General features: G+C 36.6%; 18 protein-coding genes. 3 read left to right on the top strand and 15 right to left on the bottom strand.

What is annotated here, in order from left to right; translation table 11 throughout:
• Nucleotides 1-163: 163 nt before the first annotated feature.
• From larA to AMET_RS18445, 7 genes are all read right to left on the bottom strand, one after another.
• Nucleotides 164-1,441 carry a nickel-dependent lactate racemase gene (gene larA, locus AMET_RS18415; RefSeq protein WP_041721055.1) on the bottom strand — a complete coding sequence of 426 codons (1,278 nt, stop codon included), beginning with the start codon at nucleotides 1,439-1,441 and terminating at the stop codon, nucleotides 164-166.
• Between the two features lie 96 nt (nucleotides 1,442-1,537).
• On the bottom strand, nucleotides 1,538-2,953 hold the full coding sequence (locus AMET_RS18420) for an FAD-binding oxidoreductase (RefSeq protein WP_012064826.1): 1,416 nt from the start codon (nucleotides 2,951-2,953) through the stop codon (nucleotides 1,538-1,540).
• Nucleotides 2,931-3,956 carry an electron transfer flavoprotein subunit alpha/FixB family protein gene (locus AMET_RS18425; protein WP_012064827.1) on the bottom strand — a complete coding sequence of 342 codons (1,026 nt, stop codon included), beginning with the start codon at nucleotides 3,954-3,956 and terminating at the stop codon, nucleotides 2,931-2,933. The genes AMET_RS18420 and AMET_RS18425 overlap by 23 nt, the downstream gene beginning before the upstream one ends.
• Before the next feature lie 13 nt (nucleotides 3,957-3,969).
• The gene (locus tag AMET_RS18430; RefSeq protein WP_012064828.1) at nucleotides 3,970-4,767 is read right to left on the bottom strand and encodes an electron transfer flavoprotein subunit beta/FixA family protein; all 798 of its coding nucleotides are present in this window, start codon (nucleotides 4,765-4,767) and stop codon (nucleotides 3,970-3,972) included.
• Nucleotides 4,768-4,884: 117 nt separating this feature from the next.
• Nucleotides 4,885-5,589, bottom strand: coding sequence for a FadR/GntR family transcriptional regulator (locus AMET_RS18435; protein ID WP_012064829.1), 705 nt, complete (start codon nucleotides 5,587-5,589; stop codon nucleotides 4,885-4,887).
• A gap of 173 nt (nucleotides 5,590-5,762) precedes the next feature.
• Nucleotides 5,763-7,442 carry an L-lactate permease gene (locus AMET_RS18440; RefSeq protein ID WP_012064830.1) on the bottom strand — a complete coding sequence of 560 codons (1,680 nt, stop codon included), beginning with the start codon at nucleotides 7,440-7,442 and terminating at the stop codon, nucleotides 5,763-5,765.
• Nucleotides 7,443-8,030: 588 nt separating this feature from the next.
• Complete coding sequence (locus AMET_RS18445) at nucleotides 8,031-8,663, bottom strand: CDGSH iron-sulfur domain-containing protein (RefSeq protein WP_012064831.1); 633 nt, start codon at nucleotides 8,661-8,663, stop codon at nucleotides 8,031-8,033.
• A gap of 204 nt (nucleotides 8,664-8,867) precedes the next feature.
• Here AMET_RS18445 and AMET_RS18450 point away from each other — a divergent pair, with 204 nt between their 5' ends.
• Nucleotides 8,868-11,282 (top strand): HD domain-containing phosphohydrolase, encoded by a 2,415-nt coding sequence (locus tag AMET_RS18450; RefSeq protein WP_012064832.1) that lies wholly within the window; start codon nucleotides 8,868-8,870, stop codon nucleotides 11,280-11,282.
• 145 nt (nucleotides 11,283-11,427) lie between these two features.
• Here the strand turns inward: AMET_RS18450 and AMET_RS18455 are convergent, their stop codons facing one another.
• The 5 genes from AMET_RS18455 to AMET_RS18475 all read right to left on the bottom strand — a co-directional run bounded on the left by AMET_RS18455 (nucleotide 11,428) and on the right by AMET_RS18475 (nucleotide 18,225).
• Nucleotides 11,428-13,428 carry a methyl-accepting chemotaxis protein gene (locus tag AMET_RS18455; protein WP_012064833.1) on the bottom strand — a complete coding sequence of 667 codons (2,001 nt, stop codon included), beginning with the start codon at nucleotides 13,426-13,428 and terminating at the stop codon, nucleotides 11,428-11,430.
• A gap of 202 nt (nucleotides 13,429-13,630) precedes the next feature.
• Complete coding sequence (locus tag AMET_RS18460; RefSeq protein ID WP_012064834.1) at nucleotides 13,631-15,085, bottom strand: DEAD/DEAH box helicase; 1,455 nt, start codon at nucleotides 15,083-15,085, stop codon at nucleotides 13,631-13,633.
• Nucleotides 15,086-15,244: 159 nt separating this feature from the next.
• Nucleotides 15,245-16,453 (bottom strand): S-methyl-5-thioribose kinase, encoded by a 1,209-nt coding sequence (gene mtnK / locus AMET_RS18465; RefSeq protein ID WP_012064835.1) that lies wholly within the window; start codon nucleotides 16,451-16,453, stop codon nucleotides 15,245-15,247.
• Between the two features lie 30 nt (nucleotides 16,454-16,483).
• Nucleotides 16,484-17,536 carry an S-methyl-5-thioribose-1-phosphate isomerase gene (locus AMET_RS18470; RefSeq protein WP_012064836.1) on the bottom strand — a complete coding sequence of 351 codons (1,053 nt, stop codon included), beginning with the start codon at nucleotides 17,534-17,536 and terminating at the stop codon, nucleotides 16,484-16,486.
• Between the two features lie 32 nt (nucleotides 17,537-17,568).
• Nucleotides 17,569-18,225, bottom strand: coding sequence for an L-fuculose-phosphate aldolase (locus AMET_RS18475; protein ID WP_012064837.1), 657 nt, complete (start codon nucleotides 18,223-18,225; stop codon nucleotides 17,569-17,571).
• A 313-nt stretch (nucleotides 18,226-18,538) separates the two neighbouring features.
• Between AMET_RS18475 and AMET_RS18480 the strand changes: the two genes are divergently transcribed.
• A complete protein-coding gene (locus AMET_RS18480) occupies nucleotides 18,539-19,573 on the top strand; it encodes a PocR ligand-binding domain-containing protein (protein WP_012064838.1) in 1,035 nt (344 codons plus the stop codon).
• A gap of 53 nt (nucleotides 19,574-19,626) precedes the next feature.
• On the top strand, nucleotides 19,627-20,094 hold the full coding sequence (locus AMET_RS18485) for a chemotaxis protein CheW (RefSeq protein ID WP_012064839.1): 468 nt from the start codon (nucleotides 19,627-19,629) through the stop codon (nucleotides 20,092-20,094).
• A gap of 215 nt (nucleotides 20,095-20,309) precedes the next feature.
• Here the strand turns inward: AMET_RS18485 and AMET_RS18490 are convergent, their stop codons facing one another.
• The 3 genes from AMET_RS18490 to AMET_RS18500 all read right to left on the bottom strand — a co-directional run bounded on the left by AMET_RS18490 (nucleotide 20,310) and on the right by AMET_RS18500 (nucleotide 23,364).
• The gene (locus tag AMET_RS18490; RefSeq protein WP_012064840.1) at nucleotides 20,310-21,569 is read right to left on the bottom strand and encodes an ABC transporter permease; all 1,260 of its coding nucleotides are present in this window, start codon (nucleotides 21,567-21,569) and stop codon (nucleotides 20,310-20,312) included.
• The gene (locus tag AMET_RS18495) at nucleotides 21,566-22,297 is read right to left on the bottom strand and encodes an ABC transporter ATP-binding protein (protein ID WP_012064841.1); all 732 of its coding nucleotides are present in this window, start codon (nucleotides 22,295-22,297) and stop codon (nucleotides 21,566-21,568) included. Before AMET_RS18495 ends, AMET_RS18490 begins: the two co-directional genes overlap by 4 nt.
• A 302-nt stretch (nucleotides 22,298-22,599) precedes the next feature.
• The gene (locus AMET_RS18500) at nucleotides 22,600-23,364 is read right to left on the bottom strand and encodes an ATP-binding protein (protein WP_012064842.1); all 765 of its coding nucleotides are present in this window, start codon (nucleotides 23,362-23,364) and stop codon (nucleotides 22,600-22,602) included.
• Nucleotides 23,365-23,370 lie beyond the last annotated feature (6 nt).

Consider the following 23,370-nt stretch of genomic DNA (forward strand, 5'->3'; position numbering starts at 1 on the left):
AGCTTAAACAACCAACATAGTCGATGCACAAGAAAACCCAGCCCCATATCGTATATAGAATACGTATGAGTGCTGGGTTTTGAAGTAACCTAGAATATGATTGTTTCTCAACAGTCCAAGGCCCGCTAAAAGCTGTTCGTAATTTTACTTAGATATGCTATTTTTATCTCCCTATAATAACAGATACGCCATCTGGTATAACAGTTACACTTGCATTGGATCCCTTGATTTCAAATGCCATTTTCATGGCTTCTTCAAGATTCTGAGCATGGAGCATGTGCATTTCACCAATCAGTTTAGGATCACATTGGTCGCTTACTAATATCACCTTGTGTTTGATTAAAATCCTAGCTAAAATTTGTGACTCCCATTGGTCTGGTATGGTACAATCCATTTCTATCTTCATAATACTATCCATTATATCTTGGGCTGTCTTATGATTGAGGAATGTCTCATAAAAAGCATCTCCCCCATGTCCATCATTACAGGCAGCCGCAATAATAATCACACCGTCCTCTTTAGCACTTGCTTCTGCAGCAGTCATTCCCTTCACCGTTTGGTAAATATTTTGATCCAATGGATAGCCTCCATTGGAGGTCACCACGATATCCGAATAGGCCGCTTGGATACTGGCTAGCTCCGTCACAAACTTGCATCCCTCAGCATGAGCATCTACCTTATCGCCAGCAAAGGCATTGATTATTTTCTTATTTGAATCAATCACTACATTTAATATAAAAGCTAATTTGGCTTCTTCTGCAGCAAAAACCATATCCTTATGAATCGGATTGCCCTCCAATACTCCAGTTCTGGCTTTATCATGAATAATAAATTTAGCGCAATGATTTGCTAGTACTGTGGTTCTTCCCGCCACTCCTGGCAACACACTTTTCCTTCCACCTGAAAATCCAGCAAAGAAGTGTGGCTCAATAAAGCCTTCAGAAACCAAAAGATCTGCTTCCATAGCTAATTTATTTAACCACAGAGCACCACCAGAGGGTAGTATTCCTACATGTACCAGAGAGCTTTCATCTCCACACACATGGTTGACAATTTTTTCATTCTTTACCACATCTTCACCAAACTTATCTAGAATTTCCGCTTCAGTAGTTGACCTGTGAAATCCAGTGGCAATTAAAATAGTAATATCTGCATCAGGATTTCCCATTCTGATTTCCTCTAATAAAATAGGTAGGGTGATTTTACTAGGAACTGGTCTCGTATGGTCACTTGTGATTAAGACTATTTTGTTTTTTCCCTTTGCTAAATCACGTAACCGCGAATTATTTACAGGGTTTTCTAAAGCCTTCTTTACAATCGTCACTTCATCTTCCGTGGTCTTAAAGTGATGCGCCTTAGATTCTAATACGGCACTTAAATTCTCATCGGATACTTTTAAATCAACAAATCCTTTTGAATACGGTATCTTAATAATAGCCAATCTATCCGCCTCCTTAATATCGATAAAGCACATTGATCACAGCAATCAAAGGAGAACTGCAATCAATGTGTCAGTTATTTAACATTACTATTAATTTTAGTCTAGGTCAAACATTTTACCAGGGTTCATAATATAGTTAGGATCCCAAGCCATTTTAATTCCCTTCATTAATTTCAATTCAGCAGGATTCATAAGCTCCTTCATGTATTTCTTTCGTTTCAAACCAATTCCATGCTCACCACTGATTTTTCCACCAAGTCTATCAGTAACCTCATAAAGTTCTCTCAAGGCTTTAGGCTCAAGGGCATGCCATTCCTCCATGGTTGAATCAGGATTCTTAACTAGGGTCGCATGTAAATTTCCATCTCCTGCATGACCGTAACAAGGAATTTTAATATCATATTTTGCTGAAATCCGGTCTAACTCTGGAATCATATCCGGAATGGCCGCAATGGGTACCACAATATCCTCAAGACTTTGAACAGGGCTGACAACCTTAAATGCTTCTGCAATATTCCTCCTCACACTCCAAATTCTTTCTTGAGTCGTAAAGTTATCGGCAACATATACCTCAATGGCTCCTTGTTCCATACACAAGTCACCTATGGCCTCTGTCTCCATTTCTACCTGAGCTGCATTGGTTCCATCTACTTCAATCAAGAGCATTGCTCCTGCCTGTTGATAAGGAAGGCTCTCATTTAAATATTCACACGAGGTTTGAACCGATAATTTATCCATAAATTCAATACCCGTGGGAATAAGACCCTTTGACATAATAACCGGTACACAGTCAATAGCATCCTTAGGATTTTTATAAAGAACCAATAAGCTAGATTTAGCCGTTGGCAATCCACTTAATTTAATTGTGGCCTTTGTTACGATTCCTAGAGTCCCTTCAGATCCAACAATCAACTGCTTTAGGTCATATCCCGTAACATCTTTGGATAGTTTCCCACCAAACTCTACAATGTCACCTGTAGGTGTGACTACTTCCATTCCCATAATGTATCTTCCTGTTACACCATATTTAACAGCTTTTCCTCCACCGGCATTTTCAGCTATGTTTCCCCCTAAAAAGCAGGTCTCAAGACTCATTGGATATCCAGCATAAAAGAGCCCTTTATCTTTAATGAGATTATTGACTTCGTTTGTTACGATTCCAGTTTCCAGAACCATCATCATATTGGCTTCATCTATTTCTAATACTTTATTCATTTTTTCAACAGAGAGCAGGATTCCCCCAAATACAGGAATTGCACCACCAGACAAACCACTTCCTGCCCCTCGAGGGGTAATCGGAATTAATTCTCGGTTGGCTAACTTAACAACTTCCGCTATTTCTTCTGTTGTATTGGGAGTAATCACAACCTCAGGCATATGTCCATATTCATCGGCTGAAGTTTCATCGTGAGAATAAGTTTCCATCTTTTCTACGTCTATCGTTACATTTTTTTTGCCCAAAATTCCAATTAACTCATCTACTATTTTTTTAGTAACTGGGTTGTAGTTCATCTTTTTTCCCTCCTTCATTATAACTTTCTAATCTTTCATTTAATTTTGGAAGTACTTCAAACAGATTCCCTACAATTCCAAAGTCTGCAAGTTGGAAGATATTCGCATCAGGATCTGTGTTGATTGCGATGATAACTTCAGAGGTTTTGATTCCAGCTAAATGTTGAATGGATCCTGATACACCAGCACATATATATAATCTAGGTGAAATTGTTTTGCCACTTAAGCCTATTTGATAAGGATAAGCCATCCACCCACGGTCAACAGCGTCTCTGGTAGCACCAACAACCCCATCGAAGTTTTTCGCAAGTTCTTTTAGCATCTTAAAATTATCAGCCTTCTTCATTCCTTTTCCGCCAGCTACCACTACTTCAGCTTCTTCTATATTAACAAATTCTTCATCATCTTTTCTAAAGCCAATCATTTGAACGCGATCATCTACTAATTCATCTTTTAAAGCTAATCTAATAATTTTTCCCTCTCTCGTTTCATCAATTGGCAGAGGCCTGCTGGACTTTGGCCTTACGGTTGCCATTTGCGGTGTATGATCAGGTGTTTTAATCGTAGCCATAATGTTACCACCTATGGCGGGTCTTGTTTGTAATAAATGATTTGTTCCTTCTTCAATCTCTAGCTCAGTACAGTCCGCTGTTAATCCGGTCTTCACTTGGATCGCTACATAAGGCATCAGTGACCTACCACTGGAGGTAGCTGCAGCCAATATTGAATGTGGTTCATATTCGTTAATTAAATCCGAAAGAACATTACTATAGGTCTCTACAATGAAGTTCTCCAATCTCGGATCATCAACAAAGTAAACATTGTCAGCCCCTCTTTGAATTAATTCCTGTAGTGTTTCATCAGTCACATCGCTACCCATCAATACAGAGCATAACTGCGTATCCATTTGATCAGCTAATTTTCTTCCACGACTTAATAATTCAAATGAAACGCCCTTTAGTTTTCCTTTACTTTGTTCTGCTATTGTCCACACATAACTCATCTATAATCCCCCCTTATATTAGTTCTTTTTCTTCCATAAATTTCATTAATTCATCAATCGCCGCTGTTGTGCCTTCATCTCCTACTGCGTGGACTAATTTGCCACCACGAGTAACCTTAGGATAATGAATTTTCACAACCTTGGTAGGCGAACCCTTTAACCCTAGAGATTCTTCATCTAAATGCATGTTTTCCATATTAAATAAAGGTATATCTGTGGCTCTTGCTTTTTTCTTTCCTCTTAGGGTTGGAAGTCTTGGATCACTTACCTCTTTAACTACTGTCAACAACGCAGGTAATGGTAATTTTAAAATTTGATAGCCCTCTTCAACTAACCGTTCCACTGTAATACTCTTTTCATCAACCTCATTTATGCCACTTACATAGGAAGCTAAGGGTAGCCCTAACCAGGCAGCAATCCCTGGTCCAACTTGCCCAGTATCACCATCTGTAGCCCTTTCTCCCGCAATGATTAAATCATATTCTCCAATCTTTTTAACAGCCTCCGAAAGAACATAGGAAGTAGCCCAGGTATCTGAACCAGCAAATTTTCTGTCTGATATTAATATGCCATCGTCACAACCCATTGATATGGCTTCCTTCAATGCTTTTGTCGCCGATGGTGGTCCCATGGTAAATACAGTTACCTTTCCACCATATTTTTCTTTTAATTGAATCCCACTTTCAATCGCGTATAAGTCTAGTGGGTTAATAACACTTTCCACTCCATCTCGAATCATCGTTCCCGTTTCCTTATCCATTACAACATTGCTCGTTTCCGGTACTTGTTTAATCGGAATAATAATGTTCAATTTCATTCCCCCTTAATATTTTCATTCTTGTTTTTTATGATAAATAGGATTTAATAACTAATAATTAATCACACTAAGTAAGATGCTTTATCCTTTCGCCTATCTTACCTGGTTATTTTAGACACTAAAACCTTTTAATTCCTTTTCAACAAAATCAAGATGCTCAAACATTTCTTTTTTGGCAGTATTCGGATTACCTTTTTTTATGGCTTTGTAAATTTTATCGTGCTGCTCAAACAGTTTTTCAGCATTTCCCTCTTTGGTATATAGATATTGTCTACTGGTTCTCATATTTTGCACTAATAAATCAGAAATCATATTCATAAAGTTGACCAGCACTTTATTTTTTGTTGACTCCGCTATGGCATGATGAAATTTCGCATCACTTTCTTCACCAATGATATTTTCTTTAATGTCTATCTTCATTAATTCAATGGCTTCACTAATTTTAAAAATACTTGCACTATCTGCTCTAATCGCTGCCAGTTCAGCAGCTTGAACTTCCATCATCTTTCTCACCTCTAGTAGCTCAATGCTAGCTTCTAGATCCATCATCATGAATAGTGCCAGGGTTTCAATTAATGACTGTTGAGGAACATCTGAAATGAAGGTCCCTTCTCCTTGTCGACTCTCCAAAATACCCAGTAAATTCAAAGCACTGATCGCCTCTCGCACAGATGCTCTACTCACCTTTAGCTTATCCGATAATTCCTTTTCCGTCATAAGCTTATCTCCAGGCTTTAAGTAACCCTCTTTCATTAACTGGTTAATTTGTTCTACTATTTGTTCGTATACTCTTTTTGTTTTGATTGGTTTAAACATCCGCTGCAACTCCTTATTATATACGGCCTCTTGGATGAATTTATCACGACTTTTTTAGTGTTGCCCCCCATTCTTATGAAAGGTGAGGGGTTATCATCAGGTGGCAGAAAATAACCACCTGATGCCCCACTGTTTCAACTGACCGAGATAAGTTGATTTTCTGTATACAATACTTAGAACAGTCCAGGTACAAAGAAAGCCATTGCAATATATGCAAAAATACCAACAACAATTGCATATATGATTGCTGGGATAACATTTGTTCTAATAACTTTCCCCTCTTTACCAAATATACCAACCGTTGTACAGGCTGCAACAACATTGTGCACACAAATCATATTACCCGCAGCTCCACCAATTACTTGTAATCCCAGAATGATAATTCTTGACATTCCAATTTGTTCAGCTACACCATATTGCAAGCCAGAAAACAACACATTAGAAGTGGTATTACTACCCGACATAAAGGCCCCCAAAATTCCAACAAGTGGTGCGATCATTGGCCATACACCTTGGAATATATTAGCAAGAGCTCCTGCCATTACTACTGTCATAGCCGCTTCACCAGTTGGATTGTTCCCAGAGTTCAACATTACTTGAGTCATCCCGAGGGCAAACACTAAAGCTATAGCTGCAGGAATGACTGTTTTCAGTGATGTACTCCATGTTTCTTTAATCTTTTCGCCACTCATCTTATGCATGAAAGCAGTTAAAATTGATACTAAAATAAATGCTACCGTTCCAGGATGATATAGATATTGATATGAATAACTTAGTCCCGTTCCTAAAATTCCTGTATATGAAAGCGTAAAAGTCGGACTAGTTAGTATACCTTTCAAACCAGTAACTCTTGTTATTACTAGAATTAACGATACTAGAATATAAGGAAGCCAAGCCATAAAAGGACTGATTGTTTGTGTTTCCTCTTCTGTAGTAGCTGCCATTTCTTCTACTCCTACCCAAGAGCTATCCCACTTAGATTTATTTGCAAAGTCCCAAGTTGTTTTAGGTTGGAGGAATCCATTTTTAGTTGCCGTTATTACAATACCAATAGCTATTAGTCCACCACCTAAAGATGGTAGCTCCGGTCCAACTAAAACTGCAATTAAAATATAAGGTATGACAAAGGCTAAACCTGCAAATATAGCAAAAGGAGCTATTTCAAACGCATCTTTAAAGGATTTCTTTTCACCAAATATCTTCGTCATCATCATTACAATAATTAAAGGCATAAATACTCCCATGATTGCATGAGGAAGTGCAGACCAGATTCCTACTTCATGAAGGAATGTAGCGCTAGTATAACCAGCACCCTCTATTTCGCTTAGTATTTGTGGATTTCCTAATATAGAAGATACACCTCCTAAAATAGGCGTTCCAACCGCACCAAAACTTACAGGAGTGCTATTTCCAACCAATGCTAGCATTGCTGCTGCCAATGGAGGGAATCCTAGTCCAACCATTAATGGGCCTCCTAAAGCTGCTGGAGTACCAAAGCCTGCAGCCCCTTCTATAAAAGCGCCAAATAAGAAAGCAATTATGATTGCCTGAACTCTTCTATCAGGACTAATACCGTGAAAAGTTTTGTTTATCGTCTTTATTGCACCACTATTTTTCAAAGTATTCATTAACAAAATTGCACCAAATACAATAACTAGAATACCACCTGCATTCAATGCTCCTGCAACAGTTGCACCAGCAAGCCATTGTCCAGACATCCCCCATACTCCACCAGCAATAAGAATCGCTACTCCCCAGGCAAGAGGCATTACCTTTTTGGCTGGCCAGTTAAAGGCTACCATTAACACTACTGTTAAAACGATTGGTAACGAAGCTAATAAAGCTAAAAACATTTTTACGACCCCCTTTAATTTTTACCCTGCAAACGTTTGCCCTTATTCGTAAAATACGCCTGTTGCTTCCTTCCTCAATCCCCCCTTTCTATCTAAAATATAAAGTTATCAGGTGGTTAGACCACTTCATAAAAGTTATCAGGTGGTTAGACCACCAAAACCCTTTTAAATGATTTTGATTGTTTAATATTTATCAATTTTCAGAATTTAAATTTGAGATAAATTGAAATGTCATTTTTCCTACGAAGTCCATGTGCTTTGTTTTTCAACGTTTTGTGGATATTTATACCTCTTGATAAGATAACAGATAGGATTTTCCTTCGATGTCAAAGGGTATTTTGAATGATTAGATTGTTATAATTTTAATTATTTATGTTTTCTGAATTCTTTGCTATTTTTTACTATTGTATTTTGAACTGTTTAAATTGTCAAGTGAAAATTGTTATTTTATTCTTTTTACTTTTTTTGATATTTGGAGAAGCTTCTACATCTCTTCCTTTCATTTGTTTTCAATTTTAAAAACCCCAGATTAGTTCAACCTTTCTAGGACTTTAGCTTACTCTCGTTGAAATTAAGGAAATCTATTTGTTAGTTTTCTTCATGCTTTGGTATATGGCTACCATCACAGAATGGTTTGTTTTTCGAATTGTTACATCTGCATAGGGTATACCGCTTCCGTGCTTTGAGTTCTTGCATACTCTCTAAATCATCTATGAGTTCCACCGCTCCACTGACGACTATAGGACCGTTTTTCATTATTTTAATGTGAATATCTTTTTCAAAATCTGAGTAAAACCTTCCATCCTTAGTGTAGGTTAATGCACCGGAAGGACATTTTGATATAATTTGAATTATTTCCTCTGTAGTCCCACCATCTGCATTAATCCAAGGTCTTTCATCAACGTTGAATACAGAGGGAAGTCCCTTTATACATGATGCCACATGACAACATAGCCCTAGGTTAAAATGAATCGTAATGTTCTCTCCTTTGTAGCTTTTCCATTTATCAGGAGCACGCTCATCTGATTTTTTAGTATTTAACTTATTTTTTTCATGCTGATTATCACAATAAGGCATTGATGTAGATTCACCACATCGACATAGTGCTGTTACAGCTTTGACTTTAATTGGATTCCCTTCTCCATCAGTTACATTTTTGCCATGCACTAAATAGAACGGACTGTTATTAGTGAAAATAATTTGACTTTTTTTCGAATTCATTTAGTCATCCTCCATGCTATTTTTTAGGACGCAGTGGTAGTTTATTTATCCCCATATCCCCTTGAAATATACTGATGCTTTGAATTTACTTAACAAACATGTCATTATATTCCGCAATTATTGTTAGAATATTTAGACATCGGGTAAATATTATTAAGTACATATATCAACCTCAAGTCACAAAATTAAATAGGGGGGAAAAGGATGCCAGTAAAAAAACTCATTTTATTAATTATAACCGCTCTGTTACTGGGAAGTATGGTGACTTATGCTTCTCCTGATAAGCCTTCTACAGCAATTATCTTTGGAGACGATATCGATTACCCTCCCTTTAGTTTTTTAGATGAATCAGGATATCCCACGGGCTTCAATGTAGAACTAGGAAAAGCTGTGGCAGAGGTTATGGGTCTTGACGTGGAATTTCAATTAGGTAATTGGCATGAAATTATGCAACAGCTGGAAAACAACGAAATAGATGCAATCTCCGGTATGTTCCATTCCGTCGATAGGGAAGCTGAATATGCCTTCACCGCTAGACATGCCGTAGCCAGTGGAGATATTTTTACTAGAGATGATTTTTCCGTCACTTCACTGGAGGATTTAGCTGGTACAAGGGTCGTTGTACAGACCAATGATATTGTTCATGAATCTTTAGTACAGGAAGATCTTAATATTGAATTCATTGAGGTATCAACTGTAGCAGAAGCACTACGTCATGTTTCCTCAGGAGAATACGATTATGCAGCAGTATTAAAACTGCCAGCTCATTATATCATCCAACATAATAAACTCACCAATTTAAAATCCAATGGATTATCCCTAGCCCCACAAAATTATTCTATGGCTGTCCACAAAAGTAATGGCCAACTACTCTCTGATTTAAATGAAGGACTGGTTATTTTAAAGAATACTGGTCAATATCAAGAAATTTATGACCAATGGTTGGGTGTTTATGAAGAGAGAGATTTTCTAGAAGCCCTCCGACGACACTATTGGCTTTTCGCTTCACTACTCACTCTCTTATTCATATTGCTATTTTGGACCTTTACGCTAAAAAAAATCGTCGCTTCCAGAACCAAGGAATTGCTAACGACCAATACCAAGCTTAATGAAAGTAAAAAAGAAATCACCTCCACTAACCAGGAGCTTGAGGCACTCCTTGAAGAATTAACAGCTACAGAGGAAGATCTCCGAGAAAATTATGATCATCTCAAAGAAAGCGAAGAAAAATACCGAACACTGGTAACTCAAATGCACCAGGGCTTAGCCTTACACCAAATCATCACAAATGAACTTGGAGAGCCCGTAGATTATACTTTTATTGATGTCAATGATAGCTTCGAAAGATTAACAGGACTCAAAAGAGATGATATTCTTGGCAAAACAGTACTTGAAGTTCTACCTGATACGGAAACATACTGGATAGAAAGATATGGACAGGTAGCGCTGACAGGAGAACCTATACATTATGAAAATTATTCTAAGGAAATTGACAGATACTTTGAAGTGGTTGCCTATCAGCCAAACTACAATCAATTTGCCGTGGTTTTGACAGATGTCTCCGAAAGAAAGAAAATGGCAGATGAACTGGTATACTTAAGTTACCACGATCAGTTAACAGGACTTTACAACAGAAGATTCTTTGAAGAAGAACTAAAACGTTTGGATGTGCCACGAAATCTCCCCCTAAGTATTATGATGGCAGATGTCAATGGTCTCAAGCTTACCAACGATGCCTTCGGTCATGTGGTGGGAGATAAACTTTTACAAAAAGTAGCAACCGTATTGAAGAATACATGCCGTGCTGATGATATCGTTGCAAGACTAGGTGGAGATGAATTTGTCATTTTACTCCCCAAAACAGATAGCCAGGAAGCAGAAAACCTCGCCAATCGCATTATAGCTCTTATCGCCATGGAAAAGGTTCAATCTATTGATTTGTCCGTCTCCTTTGGCTGGGAAACCAAGTATCGAGATGATGAGGAAATGCAGGAAATATTCAGACTAGCAGAGGATTATATGTATAAGAAAAAGCTCTATGAAGGTCCAAGCAACAGAAATAAAACAATTGGAATTATTATTAACACACTTCATGAAAAGAACAACAGAGAGGAACAGCATTCTCATCGGGTTTCCGAATTATGTAGTGAGCTAGGCAAGGCTCTTAGACTATCCGAGTCCAAAATACAGGAATTAAAAATATTAGGCCTATTACACGATATTGGAAAAATTGCAATTAATGAAAGTATATTAAACAAGCCTGGTAAGCTTACGGATGATGAATGGAAGGAGATACAGCGTCATCCTGAAATAGGATATCGTATCCTGAGTTCCGTCAATGATATGTCAGAAATGGCAGAGTTTGTGTTAGCACATCATGAAAGATGGGATGGTAATGGGTATCCCAAAGGATTACGAGAAAACGAAATACCGCTTCAAGCAAGAATCATCACGGTAGTTGATGCATATGACGCCATGACAAGTGTCCGAAGCTATAAAAAACCACTCTCTAGAGATGAAGCGCTACAGGAGCTACATAAACATTCAGGTACCCAGTTCGACCCTGATTTAGTAATAGTCTTTAGTAAAATGCTACTTGACCAAAAAACAGATTTGTAATATTGAAGATAGATTTTCTCTCAATTCCTTAATCAACACACAAACTAAAATCCACCTCTTTAAAAGAGGTGGATTTTATCAGCAATCTCATCAAATTTTGTATAGATATACTTCTTATTTTTCAGATACTATGTTAAATTTCCTTCTAAATTTTAAATTTGTTCACTTGTTCTAACATACTTCCAATCAATACACCCATATTTTTTGCTGATGAAGCCACCTCTTCTGAAGAGGCTGACATTTCTTCACTTGAAGCTGCTATTTCTTGTGAAGAAGCAGCTACTTCTTCCGCAACTGCAGAAGCCTCTTCTACTCTAGCTAAAATTGTAGATTTTTCATTATTGATCTCCATAGTTGCTATATTAGCTGACCGGATCTTAACTCCAATACTATGAATCGCTTCTACAATATTTTTGTATGAATTTATAACGCCATCAATGACATTCACTTGAGTACTTAATTCCTGATTCAATCCATCAGTTGTCTCTATGATTAAATCTGCATCTTCAGTGATATTATTAATCAACAGGTTGATATTTTGTGATGAGAGTTGTGATTGTTCCGCTAATTTTCTTATCTCTTGTGCAACTACAGCAAATCCTTTTCCAGCTTCACCAGCTCTAGCAGCTTCAATTGCAGCGTTTAAAGCTAGTAAATTTGTTTGTTCTGCTATGTTGTTTATAAGGCTTGTAATTTCTGTAACTTTATTTACATTTTGGTTCAAGCCATTGATTTTATCTGTAAAATCTTTAAATGTACTTTCCATTACATTGATTGATTCTATAAGCAATTGCATATCTTCATTACTCTTATTAGACATATCATTAACATCCTTAGCATTTAGGTCTATATCTTCTATATCCGTAACGATACCTTCTAATTTTTCACCAAAGGTCTGTAAAGCTTCATTGATGTTTGCAAGTCCTTCTGCTTGAGAACTAACACCTTGTGTAGTCTCTTGGATAGCAGTGGCTACACTTTCCGAAGTTGAAGACATTTGTTGAGCAATAACATCTAAACTTTCCGAGTCCTTGTTAATGAGTATAGAAGTATCCTTAATGGCCTTAATCATAGCACTGACAGCCTTTTTCATAGTAGACATAGAGCGGTATGTATCAGCGATTTCGTCTTTTCCACTTCTAGTTTGAATGGATTGATCACTACTAAAATCACCATTGGAAATTACATTTAAATCGGCAGCAATCCCTTTTATTTGTCTTGCAAAGCGACTTGTAATAAAATAAATTAGCAGGAGTCCAAATATTAAAAATAATATAGAGGCCATAAGAATGTTACTTTTCAAGGAATCTAAAGAAGATAAAATTTCCTCCGTAGGAACAGTAACTGCCAGGGACCAATTTGTATTTCCTACAGGTGCAAATGCAGCGAACTTTTCTATACCATCATAGTTATATTCATCAAAACCAGTTTCACCAGTGGTCATTCTATTTACAATTTCAGCCAAACTCGTTAGGGATGGATCTGTTTCTGCCATCTCTATGGTGTTATCAGCCGATCTAACAGCTTCTTCTGCATAATGAGCTACTGTTGTTCCCACCTGATTTACCATAAAAGCCGTGCCAGTATCCCCTAACACAATATCATTTGTTATGGCACTGAGTTCGTCACCATGTCTCGCTCCAATTAAAACCCCAATTATATTGCCTCCCTCTTCTTGAATGGGAACAGCATAATTAACAATCAGCGTAGTATTATCTTCTCTACTTATTATAGGATCTGTCACTACTGACTTTCCTCCCAGTGCTTGTTGATAATAGTCTCTTTCCTTCAGATTAATGGTGATGCCTGCCATCGTAAGTGTTTCTCCTTCTGTATCTCCTATACCTAAGGATAGATATCCTCCTCTTTTAGCTTCTTTTTCCAAGTAAAACATCTTTTCCTCAGGTAAAATATTAGGATCTGCTATTTCAGCTGTATTAGCTATGGTAAGTAATTCACTAAATCGTGTATTAATACGTTCCTCTACTACCCTAGCTGACTCTGTTGCAGTTTTTGTTGATAGTTCTTCCGCTACTGTGTATACAGCATTTGTAGAAGTGAAGTAAGCAACCCATCCTAATCCTATACAGACAAGAATTAATAATCCGCCTAGCATTATCCCTAACTTTGTCTTTATGCTTGTCATATTGATCTCCCCCCTAGTTAAACTATTAACAATATTGTATTATACATAGCAGTTTTTAGCAATCTTTATTGTCGTATTATGTAATATAATATCTTAATTCCCCTCATTTTCCATACTTATAAAAGTAGTTACTCCTAACTTAAGTGACTTCCCACCAGGAACTCTCTCGAAGAGCAGACCCAAGGGGATAGGACTATTGTTCCTACATCTGGGTCTCTACAGCTTTACTCACCTTACGAAGTCTTCCTTTAATAGGTTTATTTTGCAACTCCTCAAGAACCAATTCACCTTTATCATTCAATATTTCTACAAAGGTAGAGACATCAACTACATTGATGATTCCGATATCATCTGCAGTTACACCTTCTATGCTACACAGTGTACCCACAATGTCTACTGGTCTCATCTTTGTTTTCTTACCTGCGTTGATATGTAATTTCAAAATTTCTTTGCTTAGTGGTGCACCTTTTGTTTCTTTGACTTCGGGTTTGGTATTTATTTTTTCTACAAATTCCTCTTTTGAATCATTCACCGTTTCGATCTCCGGTCTTTGCATTAAAGGAATCTCTTTACCGATATATCGATGTATATCCTTTAAAAACTTATCTTCGTATTGTGTCACAAAGGTAATGGCTCTACCTTCCCTGCTGATACGTCCAGTTCTACCAATTCGATGCACATAGCTTTCTTTGTCTTGTGGTATATCATAATTAATGACAAGGGAAATATTATCTATGTCTATCCCCCTAGCTGCAACATCCGTTGCTACCAAATATCTGAAATAACCTTGTTTAAACTCATTCATAACTCTAACTCTATCACGTTGCTCCATTCCACCATGAATCTTTTCACAAGTATAGTTTAGCCTGATTAGCTCATCATTAACTTCATCTACTCTTTGCTTTGTATTACAAAATATGATACAGCTATCAGGGTTTTCTACTATGGTTATATCGCTTAAGAGCTTCATTTTATCTCTATACTCTACAGTATATCTTTCTTGGGAAATCCTATCTACCGCTGAACTTTCTTCTTCTATTTCAGCATGTATCGGATCTTTCATATACCGATTAGATAAGGTCTCTATGGCACTGGGCATCGTAGCTGACAATAACATTGTGACACGTTTTTTCGACAAATCCTTTATGATTGTCTCTATTTGATCTACAAATCCCATATTAAACATTTCATCAGCTTCATCTATCACAAGATACTTTATTTGTGATGTATCAAATGTCCCTTTTTCCATATGATCTATAATACGTCCAGGGGTACCCACCACCACATGTGTCTTTTGTTTCAATTCCTTTTCTTGATGATAAAAAGGAGCCTTCCCATAAACCGCAGCCACTTTAAGCCTTTTGAACCTACCTATATTAAACATGTCTTCTTTAACTTGAATAGCCAACTCTCTTGTGGGTACAAGCACCAATGCCTGGGGCTTGTTTTCATCCCAATCCACCAATTGGCAAATAGGAATGGCAAATGCTGCAGTCTTTCCGCTTCCAGTTTGGGACTTAACTATGATATCCTTATGCTCTAGTATTGCTGGTATCACTTGTTGTTGTACTTTCGTAGGACTTTCAAAATTCAACATACTAATGGACTTTAATAACTCATCACTTAATTGATAATCGCTAAAATTTGACTTTATCATTTAATCAACTCTCTCTTTTAATATTTCTACTGTCATTATTATTAGGAATATTTATTTTTTTATGTTACTGCACTGAATTTCATGCTTTTTTTAATAAATTATTGAGTACCCAAAACCATAAGTCAGGGGAATATACAACCAACTTAACCTTCTTATCGTCTATTTATTACGATAAAATTCTTTAACATACTCTTCTCCTGATTGAAAGTCACTTCTATTCATGATAAATGCTTTTCCTATTTTAATCAGCATTCTTTCGGCTCTTATTCTATCTTCTATCTTGTTGATATCTGTGATGTCCTGAACTTTTGCATCTCCAACTACCCTTCTAATCATCTCAAGGCCTGCGAACCCAGCGGTGTCTGATAATATACCCTCTAGATACCACTCCATAAAACCTACTTCTTTTGCCATAACATCTGTTACGATCTCTTTATAAAGTTCAATGAATTTTTCCTTAAATAACAGGACAATTTCATCTATGGTACTTTCAATCCATTGAATAAATTCATTTGCGCCTTGACTTTTATCAGTTACATAGGCATTGACCCAAGCAAAAAACAAATTTCCAATTACATTTCCTAGATCATAACCAATTGGCCCATAAAAAGCAAACTCAGGATCTAATACCTTTGTTGACTGTTTTGTTACAAAGATGGAACCGGAATGAAGGTCTCCATGGATTAACCCTTGTGGATGATTCATAAATTGATGCTTTAATATACCCGCTTCTAGAATGAGTTTTTTATCTTGGTAAAGATTTTTTTCCATAAAGAGCAAGTTTTCTTCCAAAACAATGTTTCTACCTTTATAATTGATAAAAGGCTCTGTAAAGACAAGATCCTCTGAAATTTTACATAAATCTTTGTTTACATATCTTTTTACATTGTCTTTTTTCATTCCAGAGTCCATGACTAAATCCGTTGTTGGTAGAAGTGTATTCACAATAAACGTACTGATATGATCTGCTAGTCTAAGAAAAACCTTTCTTTCTAACAAAGCTTTTCTAAGGTTCTCATGATCACCTATATCCTCCATGACAAGGCAACACATAATGGGATCATATTGGTATACTTTAGGTACAAGGCCAGGAGCTAATTTCTCTTGCATCATTAAGACTTCCCCTTCGATTCGATTACGATCAACATCTAAGGGACGGCCTGATGACCTAAGTAGTGTATCAGCCTGCTTAACCACGACAGATGTTTTAGCGTTCACATCCCAAACACGAAAGACATAATTGATATTACCGTCCCCTATTTCTTCGGCTCTTAGTTTAGCCCCTTTTTCAAAAAAATCTAGCTTTTCCTTGACGTAAAGAATGACATCTTCTTCATCCATTTTAAAATGGGAGCTAAATTTAGACAATTGATCATCCCCTTATACGCACTCTTTATTTTAATAATAGTCCTCAACATCAGTTTCAAAATATCGATTTAAATCATAGGGACTAAAGATGCCCTTATCTGTCACGACACCACCCACTAAGTGGGGCGGTGTGATATCAAAGGATGGATAATATCCCTTCACACCCTCCATGGTGTTTTTAATTCCCCGAAATTCAAGGACTTGACTAGGATCTCTTTCCTCGATTTCAACCTGTGAAATATTATGTTTATCCTGATCTGGTATGCCCGTGACAAAATAGGGCACTTCAAAATGTTTGGCTACAATGGCTATTTGCAATGTTCCGATTTTGTTCACAACATGTCCATCTAAACAGATGGCGTCTGCGGCAGATGTAAAAACATCTATCCCCTTATTCTTCATCACAAATGCTGGCATATTGTCTGTTATGACGGTCACATCAAAACCTTGATCATAGGCTACACTGGCAGTGAGCCTAGCCCCTTGAAGGTATGGTCTTGTTTCTGGACAAAATAACTTTATGTTTTTATTCTGTTTTTTGGCTTGCTTTAACATCATACCAACGATTGTTTCACCAAAGCATTGGGTCATGATATTACCATTTCGTGGGAATAAATCCACTAGATACTTGGCTACGATCCCAATTCTAGCGTACCGATTGTTGATAGAATGAAGTGTATGCCGAAAGATTGCTTCATCAACTTTATCCCCGCTTTCCATTGCTTTGTGAGCGGCCTTTAAACATCCCTTTACAACCAAAGTCATTCTATTAGCTGTGGTAGGTCTAGCATTTGCCAATTTATATGCCGCATCCTCCAAGTAGTTCACCTGTTCTCCATAGGAACATTCACGACATTCATAAGCGGCTAAAGCCATGCCCATTCCTGCAGCCGTATAGGGGCCAGCACTTTGGGTTACCATATCGGCAATTGCCTTTGCTACTGCTTCATGGGTGTGACAAGTTACAAAGTTCACTTCAGTGGGATATATCCTTCTGTCTAGTATGCTTACTTTACCATTTTCATACCAAGCCACATTTTCATAACGTAGCATAAATGCTAAATCTTGATCAACTCGTTCCATACATTACCTGCCTTTCTGATAGGCTCATCCTTCTATTTTTTCTCCTTTACTTGTCCATAACTTTGAAACAATCCTAACATCTTATCCATCTCTTCATCTGCTAGAATCTTTGGTTGTCCTAGTGCTCTTGTTCGACAATAAATTTCAGCACAAAATTCAATTTCCTCTGCTTTATTGAAGGCATTAGGCAAGTCATTTGCACCGGTCAATAAACCATGATTCGCCAATAAAACAGCTTGTCGATCTTCCATAGCCTCATATGCATTTTCAGCCAGCTCTTTGGTGCCGAATGTTGCATATTTTGCACATCTGACATTTTTCCCACCTGAAATAGCCACTAAATAGTGTACAGCCGGTAGTTCCCAGTTCATACAGGCTAATGTAGTGGCGTATGTGGAATGGACATGTATGACTGCATTGATATCCGTCCTTCTCTCATAGAAAACCTTATGCATTGAGTACTCGCTAGATGGCTTCTGATTTCCATCCACTACCTTGCCATCCATATCCATTACTACAATATCTTCGGGATTTAATTTAAAATAATCAATCCCACTGGGTGTAATGGCCATAAATTGTTCTTCTCTAAAATAAACACTGATGTTTCCACCGGTTCCTTTTGTCAAATTACTTTGAATCAACTTTTTTCCATAGGCTACAATTTGTTCTCTTTCTTTTTCAAATATCAATGGAATTCTCCTTTCTAACGCTTCATTGAATCATCCTTGCAATATTTGCTGATAAACTACTGAGACACACCTTATTTGTATACATGTTCTACTAACGCACTTTCTTCTCCTAGTACTCCTAGCTCCAAGACACACTTTTAATCTGGGCCTTTTTTTCATTTTCTACTCATACATCATAGTCTATCTTACTTAGTCTATCTTATTTTCTATGTTTTGTGTTCAACTCATCTGAATATTATGCTATAATAAATTAAGTTCGATGTTTTTTTACATTTATCGACATTTTACCAAAAAAAATCTAGGAGGGCTCTTAATGAACAATGAAAAAGCATCAGTCAATCTAAACGATATTAAATTACAAGATGTTATCGACATTGGATTTTTGCAAAAGTTTCAGGATAATTTTGCCACTGCCATAGGTTTAGCAAGCGTTACTGTTGATACAGAAGGAACCCCTGTAACAAAGCCTAGTAGATATACTCGTTTTTGCAACTTTGTACATTCTACGGAAACAGGAGATAATCGATGTGCAGAATCTCATCGCAAGGGTGGTGAGGAAGCTGTACGATTAGGCAAACCCGTCACTTATGAATGTCATGCTGGATTAATTGATTTCGCAGCCCCTATTATGCTTGAAGGAAAGTTGATCGGAACAATTTTAGGAGGACAAGTATTAGAAAATTTTCAACAAGAAGAAAAATATAAACAAATTGCTTCTGAAATCGGTGTAGAAGAGATGAGTTTTGTAGCTGCTGCTAAAGAAATAAGAGAGATGTCAAATACAGAAATTCTTGCTGCAGCAGAAGTATTGTATGTTGTCGCTAACAACATGGCAAAAACCTGGTATCATGAGCATAAGCTGAAAAATGCAACAAATATATTGAACGAAAGTTTAAGTCAAATTGCCGCTACCATGGAACAGCTGGCAGCCTCTGCACAAGAAGTAAGTAGTTCTCAGAATAATTTAAATAAAGAAATTGAAAATGTTAATATCATGTCTCAACAAATTACCGAAGTTCTTGAGTTTATTAGAGAAATCGCAGATGAAACTCGGATGCTTGGCCTAAATGCAGCTATTGAAGCAGCAAGAGCAGGAACTGCTGGTCTTGGATTTGGAGTCGTTGCGGAAGAAATACGAAAATTATCTACTGAGTCAAAACAAACCGTTAGTAAAATAAAATCTTTTATTGATAATATCCAAACTTCTGTTACAAATACAGTAAGGATTGGAAGTGACACACTCTCAGTAACAGAGGACCAAGCTGCCGCTATACAGGAAGTCACTGCAAGTATAGAAGAAATAACTGCTTTAGCAGAAAGCTTAAATGAACTTGCCCATAATAATTAATCTATATTTTATAGTTCAAGCAATTGAATAATTAAAAGATCGGGGGTACTTATATGTCAAGTGTTCAATTTATTATATTTGAATTAGAACAACAACAATATGGCATTGAAATCGATTTTGTAAACGGCATAAATAAATTAAATGATTTGAAAATTTCCCACATTCCCAATTCCCCTACTTTCATTGAGGGCATTATTAACCTAAGAGGTAAAATCATTCCCCTATACAATTTGAGAAAACGTTTTCAATTTCAAAATAATACGATTCGAAAAAATGATGAAATACTTATTGCTATTGTAAATGATATTATGATCGGGCTCATCGTAGATGAAGTCGTCGACATTGTTAGAATTGAGGATACCGATATTGAGTCTACAGTTACACTATTTTCTTCTAATATTACCAACGAGTTTATCTCAAGTATCGCTAAAAAAGATGATCAAATGATTATTATTTTAAACGCAGAAAAAATCTTAACTGTAAAAGAACGAGATATCATTACTCCATTGATTGAAAAGTAAGAAACTAAAATAAACAATAGTTAAGCTCAACATATGTTTCCATCATTAGAAATTATGGTAAATTGGCCACACGAGTATACCATTTGAAATACATCCGCACTTCGTGAGGATGTATCTTTTTTGTCATCTATGTCATTCTCGTATAGAGACCTGCCACAATAAGGATAATCTATAGCTCACGGCCTCTCCTATCAAAAATGAATGGCACGTTTTGTTTAGTAAAAAAACAACATTTGAATCTGAGTAATACATATGGCCAATAGTACTGCCCCAATCAAGTCTACAGTAGGATGTATTAAAGGAGTTGTCAATATCATCATACCGACACTTATGATTAGTAAGCAAATACTTAATCCTATCATTACTCCTAGTTTCATAGAAAAAATCTTATCCTTATGGCTATAGGGATATATTATAAACCAAGTATCTTCTTTTAAACTTTTCCAGATTGATAATAAAAGATCTCCAATAAGATAGGCCATAAACACAATACCAATAGCATTCATGCTCCTTATGTCAGAAGGATCTCCTCCTCCAAAACCTCTATTAAACAAATAAATACTCGCAAAAGTACCTCCTATTATCTGAAGGAGAAACAATAGATTTCCCTTTCCCCTTAGAATGATCTTAAAATATAAAAGCAGTAATGCGCCTTTAGGAGTAAAGGGAATAAATTTCCTGCCACTAAAAATCCTGGTGGTTCTTTTCCTAAAAACTTTTTTGTTCTTGGATCCTTCTCCTAACAGAACAGTTAGACCCTTTACTCGTTTATTTACTTCTTCTTCTATGATCCTCTCCCAATCAATATATACTTTGTTTTTTATTAGAAAAGAAAGACTCGTCATAACTCCTAAAATGATAAGTCCAATACTTATTTGCATCGAACTTAGGGTTTTTAGATTATAGTAAAAAACAATGTAGCCTATGGCAAGACTACAAAAACCATAAAAAAGGTTTCTTATTATTCTTCTTTTCCATCTACCCCTTTGATTTTCTATAATAAACTTAGAATTTATTATAATTAGCTTAATAAAAATACCACCGAGCCATAGGGCAAGATACTTCATTATCTCTACTTGATAGTGAAGTCTATAGTAGAAATATAAAATGATCCAAAAAACACTCCACGTCCCAATATGAATAACCGCACTTAGTCTATGGGAATAACTAATGAACTGTCTTCCATTGATGCTCAAAGGTATTAAAAATACCTGATCTGCTGTTTTTAAGTATCCCTTAAGCTCTCCTCCCAATAACATCATCAGGACAAATGAATTTACAACCATTTTTCCTAAGGGATTTATTTCTCGAACAATGACTTCGTGAAATATTGGGTAAAATCCGTATCCAATGAATCCAAATATAAGCACAGCGTAAATAGCAATAACCCAGTCAATCTGAAAACTAATAAAACGAAAATGTAACTTATGCAAATACCCTATTCTTTTTTTCCAAATGGTAAATATAGGATTCATTCTTCCTCCACCAGCTTATCATAGATATCATTTAAACTACCATCCTCTAGATTTGATTCTTTCCTCAAATCCCTTAATGTTCCAGTAGTCACCACTTTTCCTTGATTGAAAAATATAAATCGATCACATATTTTTTCTGCCGCATCCAATACATGGGTACACATTAAAATTCCTGCCCCTGCTTCTTTTTTCTGTAACAGAAATGTTGTGAAGGAGCGAGTCGCCTTGGGATCCAGTCCCACAAAAGGCTCATCTACAATATAAATAGAAGGGTCATAAAGAAAAGCACACATAATCATTACCTTCTGTCTCATTCCCTTAGAAAAGGAATTGGGAAAATGATGTAGCTTGTCCTCTAAATGAAAAAGCTTTAATAAATAATTTTTTCTATTTTCAAAAATTTTCTTATCCATTCCATGAGACATAGCAGTAAATTCTAAATGCTCTAATAACGTCAGTTCGTCATACAACAGAGGATTTTCTGGGATATAAGCCATCTCCCCTTTGACTTGTTGTGGAGATAATTTAATATTTACGGCTCCAATAGTAATTTCACCATGTGTTAAGGGGATTATTCCCAAAATACTTTTGATGATTGTTGTTTTTCCTGCACCGTTTGGTCCAATTAATCCCACAATTTCTCCTGGTTCCACCTTAAAGGAAACCTCATGAAGAATAATATGCTTATCATACCCTGCGGATATAGCCTTCACTTCTAGTGTATTCATTACTTCCCCCCCTATTATTTTCTGGTCCACTTACCATGTTACCATAGGACAACCCATAAGGGTATAAGTTCATCAATTGATAAACTCTCATATCTTCCAATCATAGGCCGTAGGTCCCTATGACATCTATTCATATTACTTTTTAGTATCCTATAAATACAATACCACAATAAACCCCTATTAATACCAATATAGTTAAATTGAAAGTATAGTGGCAAATATAAATCAAACCATCGACTCCGCAACATGCACCGCAAACCACAAAACCCTACTTCACAAGAAGTAGGGTTGGTATTTAAGCATTACTTACATTTTTCAATTATCAAATCAATTGTTTCTTTTATGTTATCATCCGTTGAGTCTGCTGGGGATGCACCCTGTAGATCCGCCATGGATATGGCTGGATTATATGGAATATGGGACAAGATCTCTATATCCTTTAGGTGCGTTTTGATGAGTTTTAATTCTTCCTGGTTTCGCACTTTATTTGCTATGGCGTAAACTTTGTTTACACCAATATCTGTTGCCATTTTCTGTACATTTACCGCCGTCTCTAAGCTTCTTTGTCCAGGCTCTACCACTACGATAAAGACATCTATTCCTTCAGCTGTGCCCCTGGAAAGATGTTCTAAACCTGCTTCCATATCAATAATAACAGTTTCCTCTCTTTTTAGTACGATGTGATTTAGAAGCCTTTTTAAAAACTTGTTGTCTGCACAATAACAGCCGGATCCACCGGTTTTAACTGTTCCTACAGCAAGGAAGTCTACGCCTTTATGGTGAATAGAAAAACGCTCTGGTATATCTCCTACAAAGGGATTTAATGTATAGAGCCCCTTCCCTTGATTATCTCCAGTTCCCATTTTTTCCTCCACCAGTTCGTTCATTTCTGAGATGGGTTTTATGGGATGGTTTTTTATATCGATTCCTAGGGCTGCGGCAAAGTTGGCATCTGCATCTGCATCTATTGCTAATACTTTATATCCTTTTTCAGCTAATCGTCTTGCCATGAGTGCTGAAATAGTAGTTTTTCCTACTCCGCCTTTTCCAGTGACTGCGATTTTCATATGAAA

The organism is Alkaliphilus metalliredigens QYMF, assembly GCF_000016985.1.
Classification (GTDB): Bacteria; Bacillota; Clostridia; order Peptostreptococcales; family Natronincolaceae; genus Alkaliphilus_A; species Alkaliphilus_A metalliredigens.

What these genes read in the sequence shown, in the direction of transcription:
- AMET_RS18420 (WP_012064826.1), bottom strand. Translation starts at nt 2,953, where the DNA reads ATGAACTACAACCCAGTTACTAAAAAAATAGTAGATGAGTTAATTGGA.
- AMET_RS18425 (WP_012064827.1), bottom strand. Translation starts at nt 3,956, where the DNA reads ATGAGTTATGTGTGGACAATAGCAGAACAAAGTAAAGGAAAACTAAAG.
- AMET_RS18435 (WP_012064829.1), bottom strand. Translation starts at nt 5,589, where the DNA reads ATGTTTAAACCAATCAAAACAAAAAGAGTATACGAACAAATAGTAGAA.
- AMET_RS18440 (WP_012064830.1), bottom strand. Translation starts at nt 7,442, where the DNA reads ATGTTTTTAGCTTTATTAGCTTCGTTACCAATCGTTTTAACAGTAGTG.
- AMET_RS18445 (WP_012064831.1), bottom strand. Translation starts at nt 8,663, where the DNA reads ATGAATTCGAAAAAAAGTCAAATTATTTTCACTAATAACAGTCCGTTC.
- AMET_RS18450 (WP_012064832.1), top strand. Translation starts at nt 8,868, where the DNA reads ATGCCAGTAAAAAAACTCATTTTATTAATTATAACCGCTCTGTTACTG.
- AMET_RS18455 (WP_012064833.1), bottom strand. Translation starts at nt 13,428, where the DNA reads ATGACAAGCATAAAGACAAAGTTAGGGATAATGCTAGGCGGATTATTA.
- AMET_RS18460 (WP_012064834.1), bottom strand. Translation starts at nt 15,085, where the DNA reads ATGATAAAGTCAAATTTTAGCGATTATCAATTAAGTGATGAGTTATTA.
- AMET_RS18470 (WP_012064836.1), bottom strand. Translation starts at nt 17,536, where the DNA reads ATGGAACGAGTTGATCAAGATTTAGCATTTATGCTACGTTATGAAAAT.
- AMET_RS18480 (WP_012064838.1), top strand. Translation starts at nt 18,539, where the DNA reads ATGAACAATGAAAAAGCATCAGTCAATCTAAACGATATTAAATTACAA.
- AMET_RS18485 (WP_012064839.1), top strand. Translation starts at nt 19,627, where the DNA reads ATGTCAAGTGTTCAATTTATTATATTTGAATTAGAACAACAACAATAT.
- AMET_RS18490 (WP_012064840.1), bottom strand. Translation starts at nt 21,569, where the DNA reads ATGAATCCTATATTTACCATTTGGAAAAAAAGAATAGGGTATTTGCAT.
- AMET_RS18495 (WP_012064841.1), bottom strand. Translation starts at nt 22,297, where the DNA reads ATGAATACACTAGAAGTGAAGGCTATATCCGCAGGGTATGATAAGCAT.
- AMET_RS18500 (WP_012064842.1), bottom strand. Translation starts at nt 23,364, where the DNA reads ATGAAAATCGCAGTCACTGGAAAAGGCGGAGTAGGAAAAACTACTATT.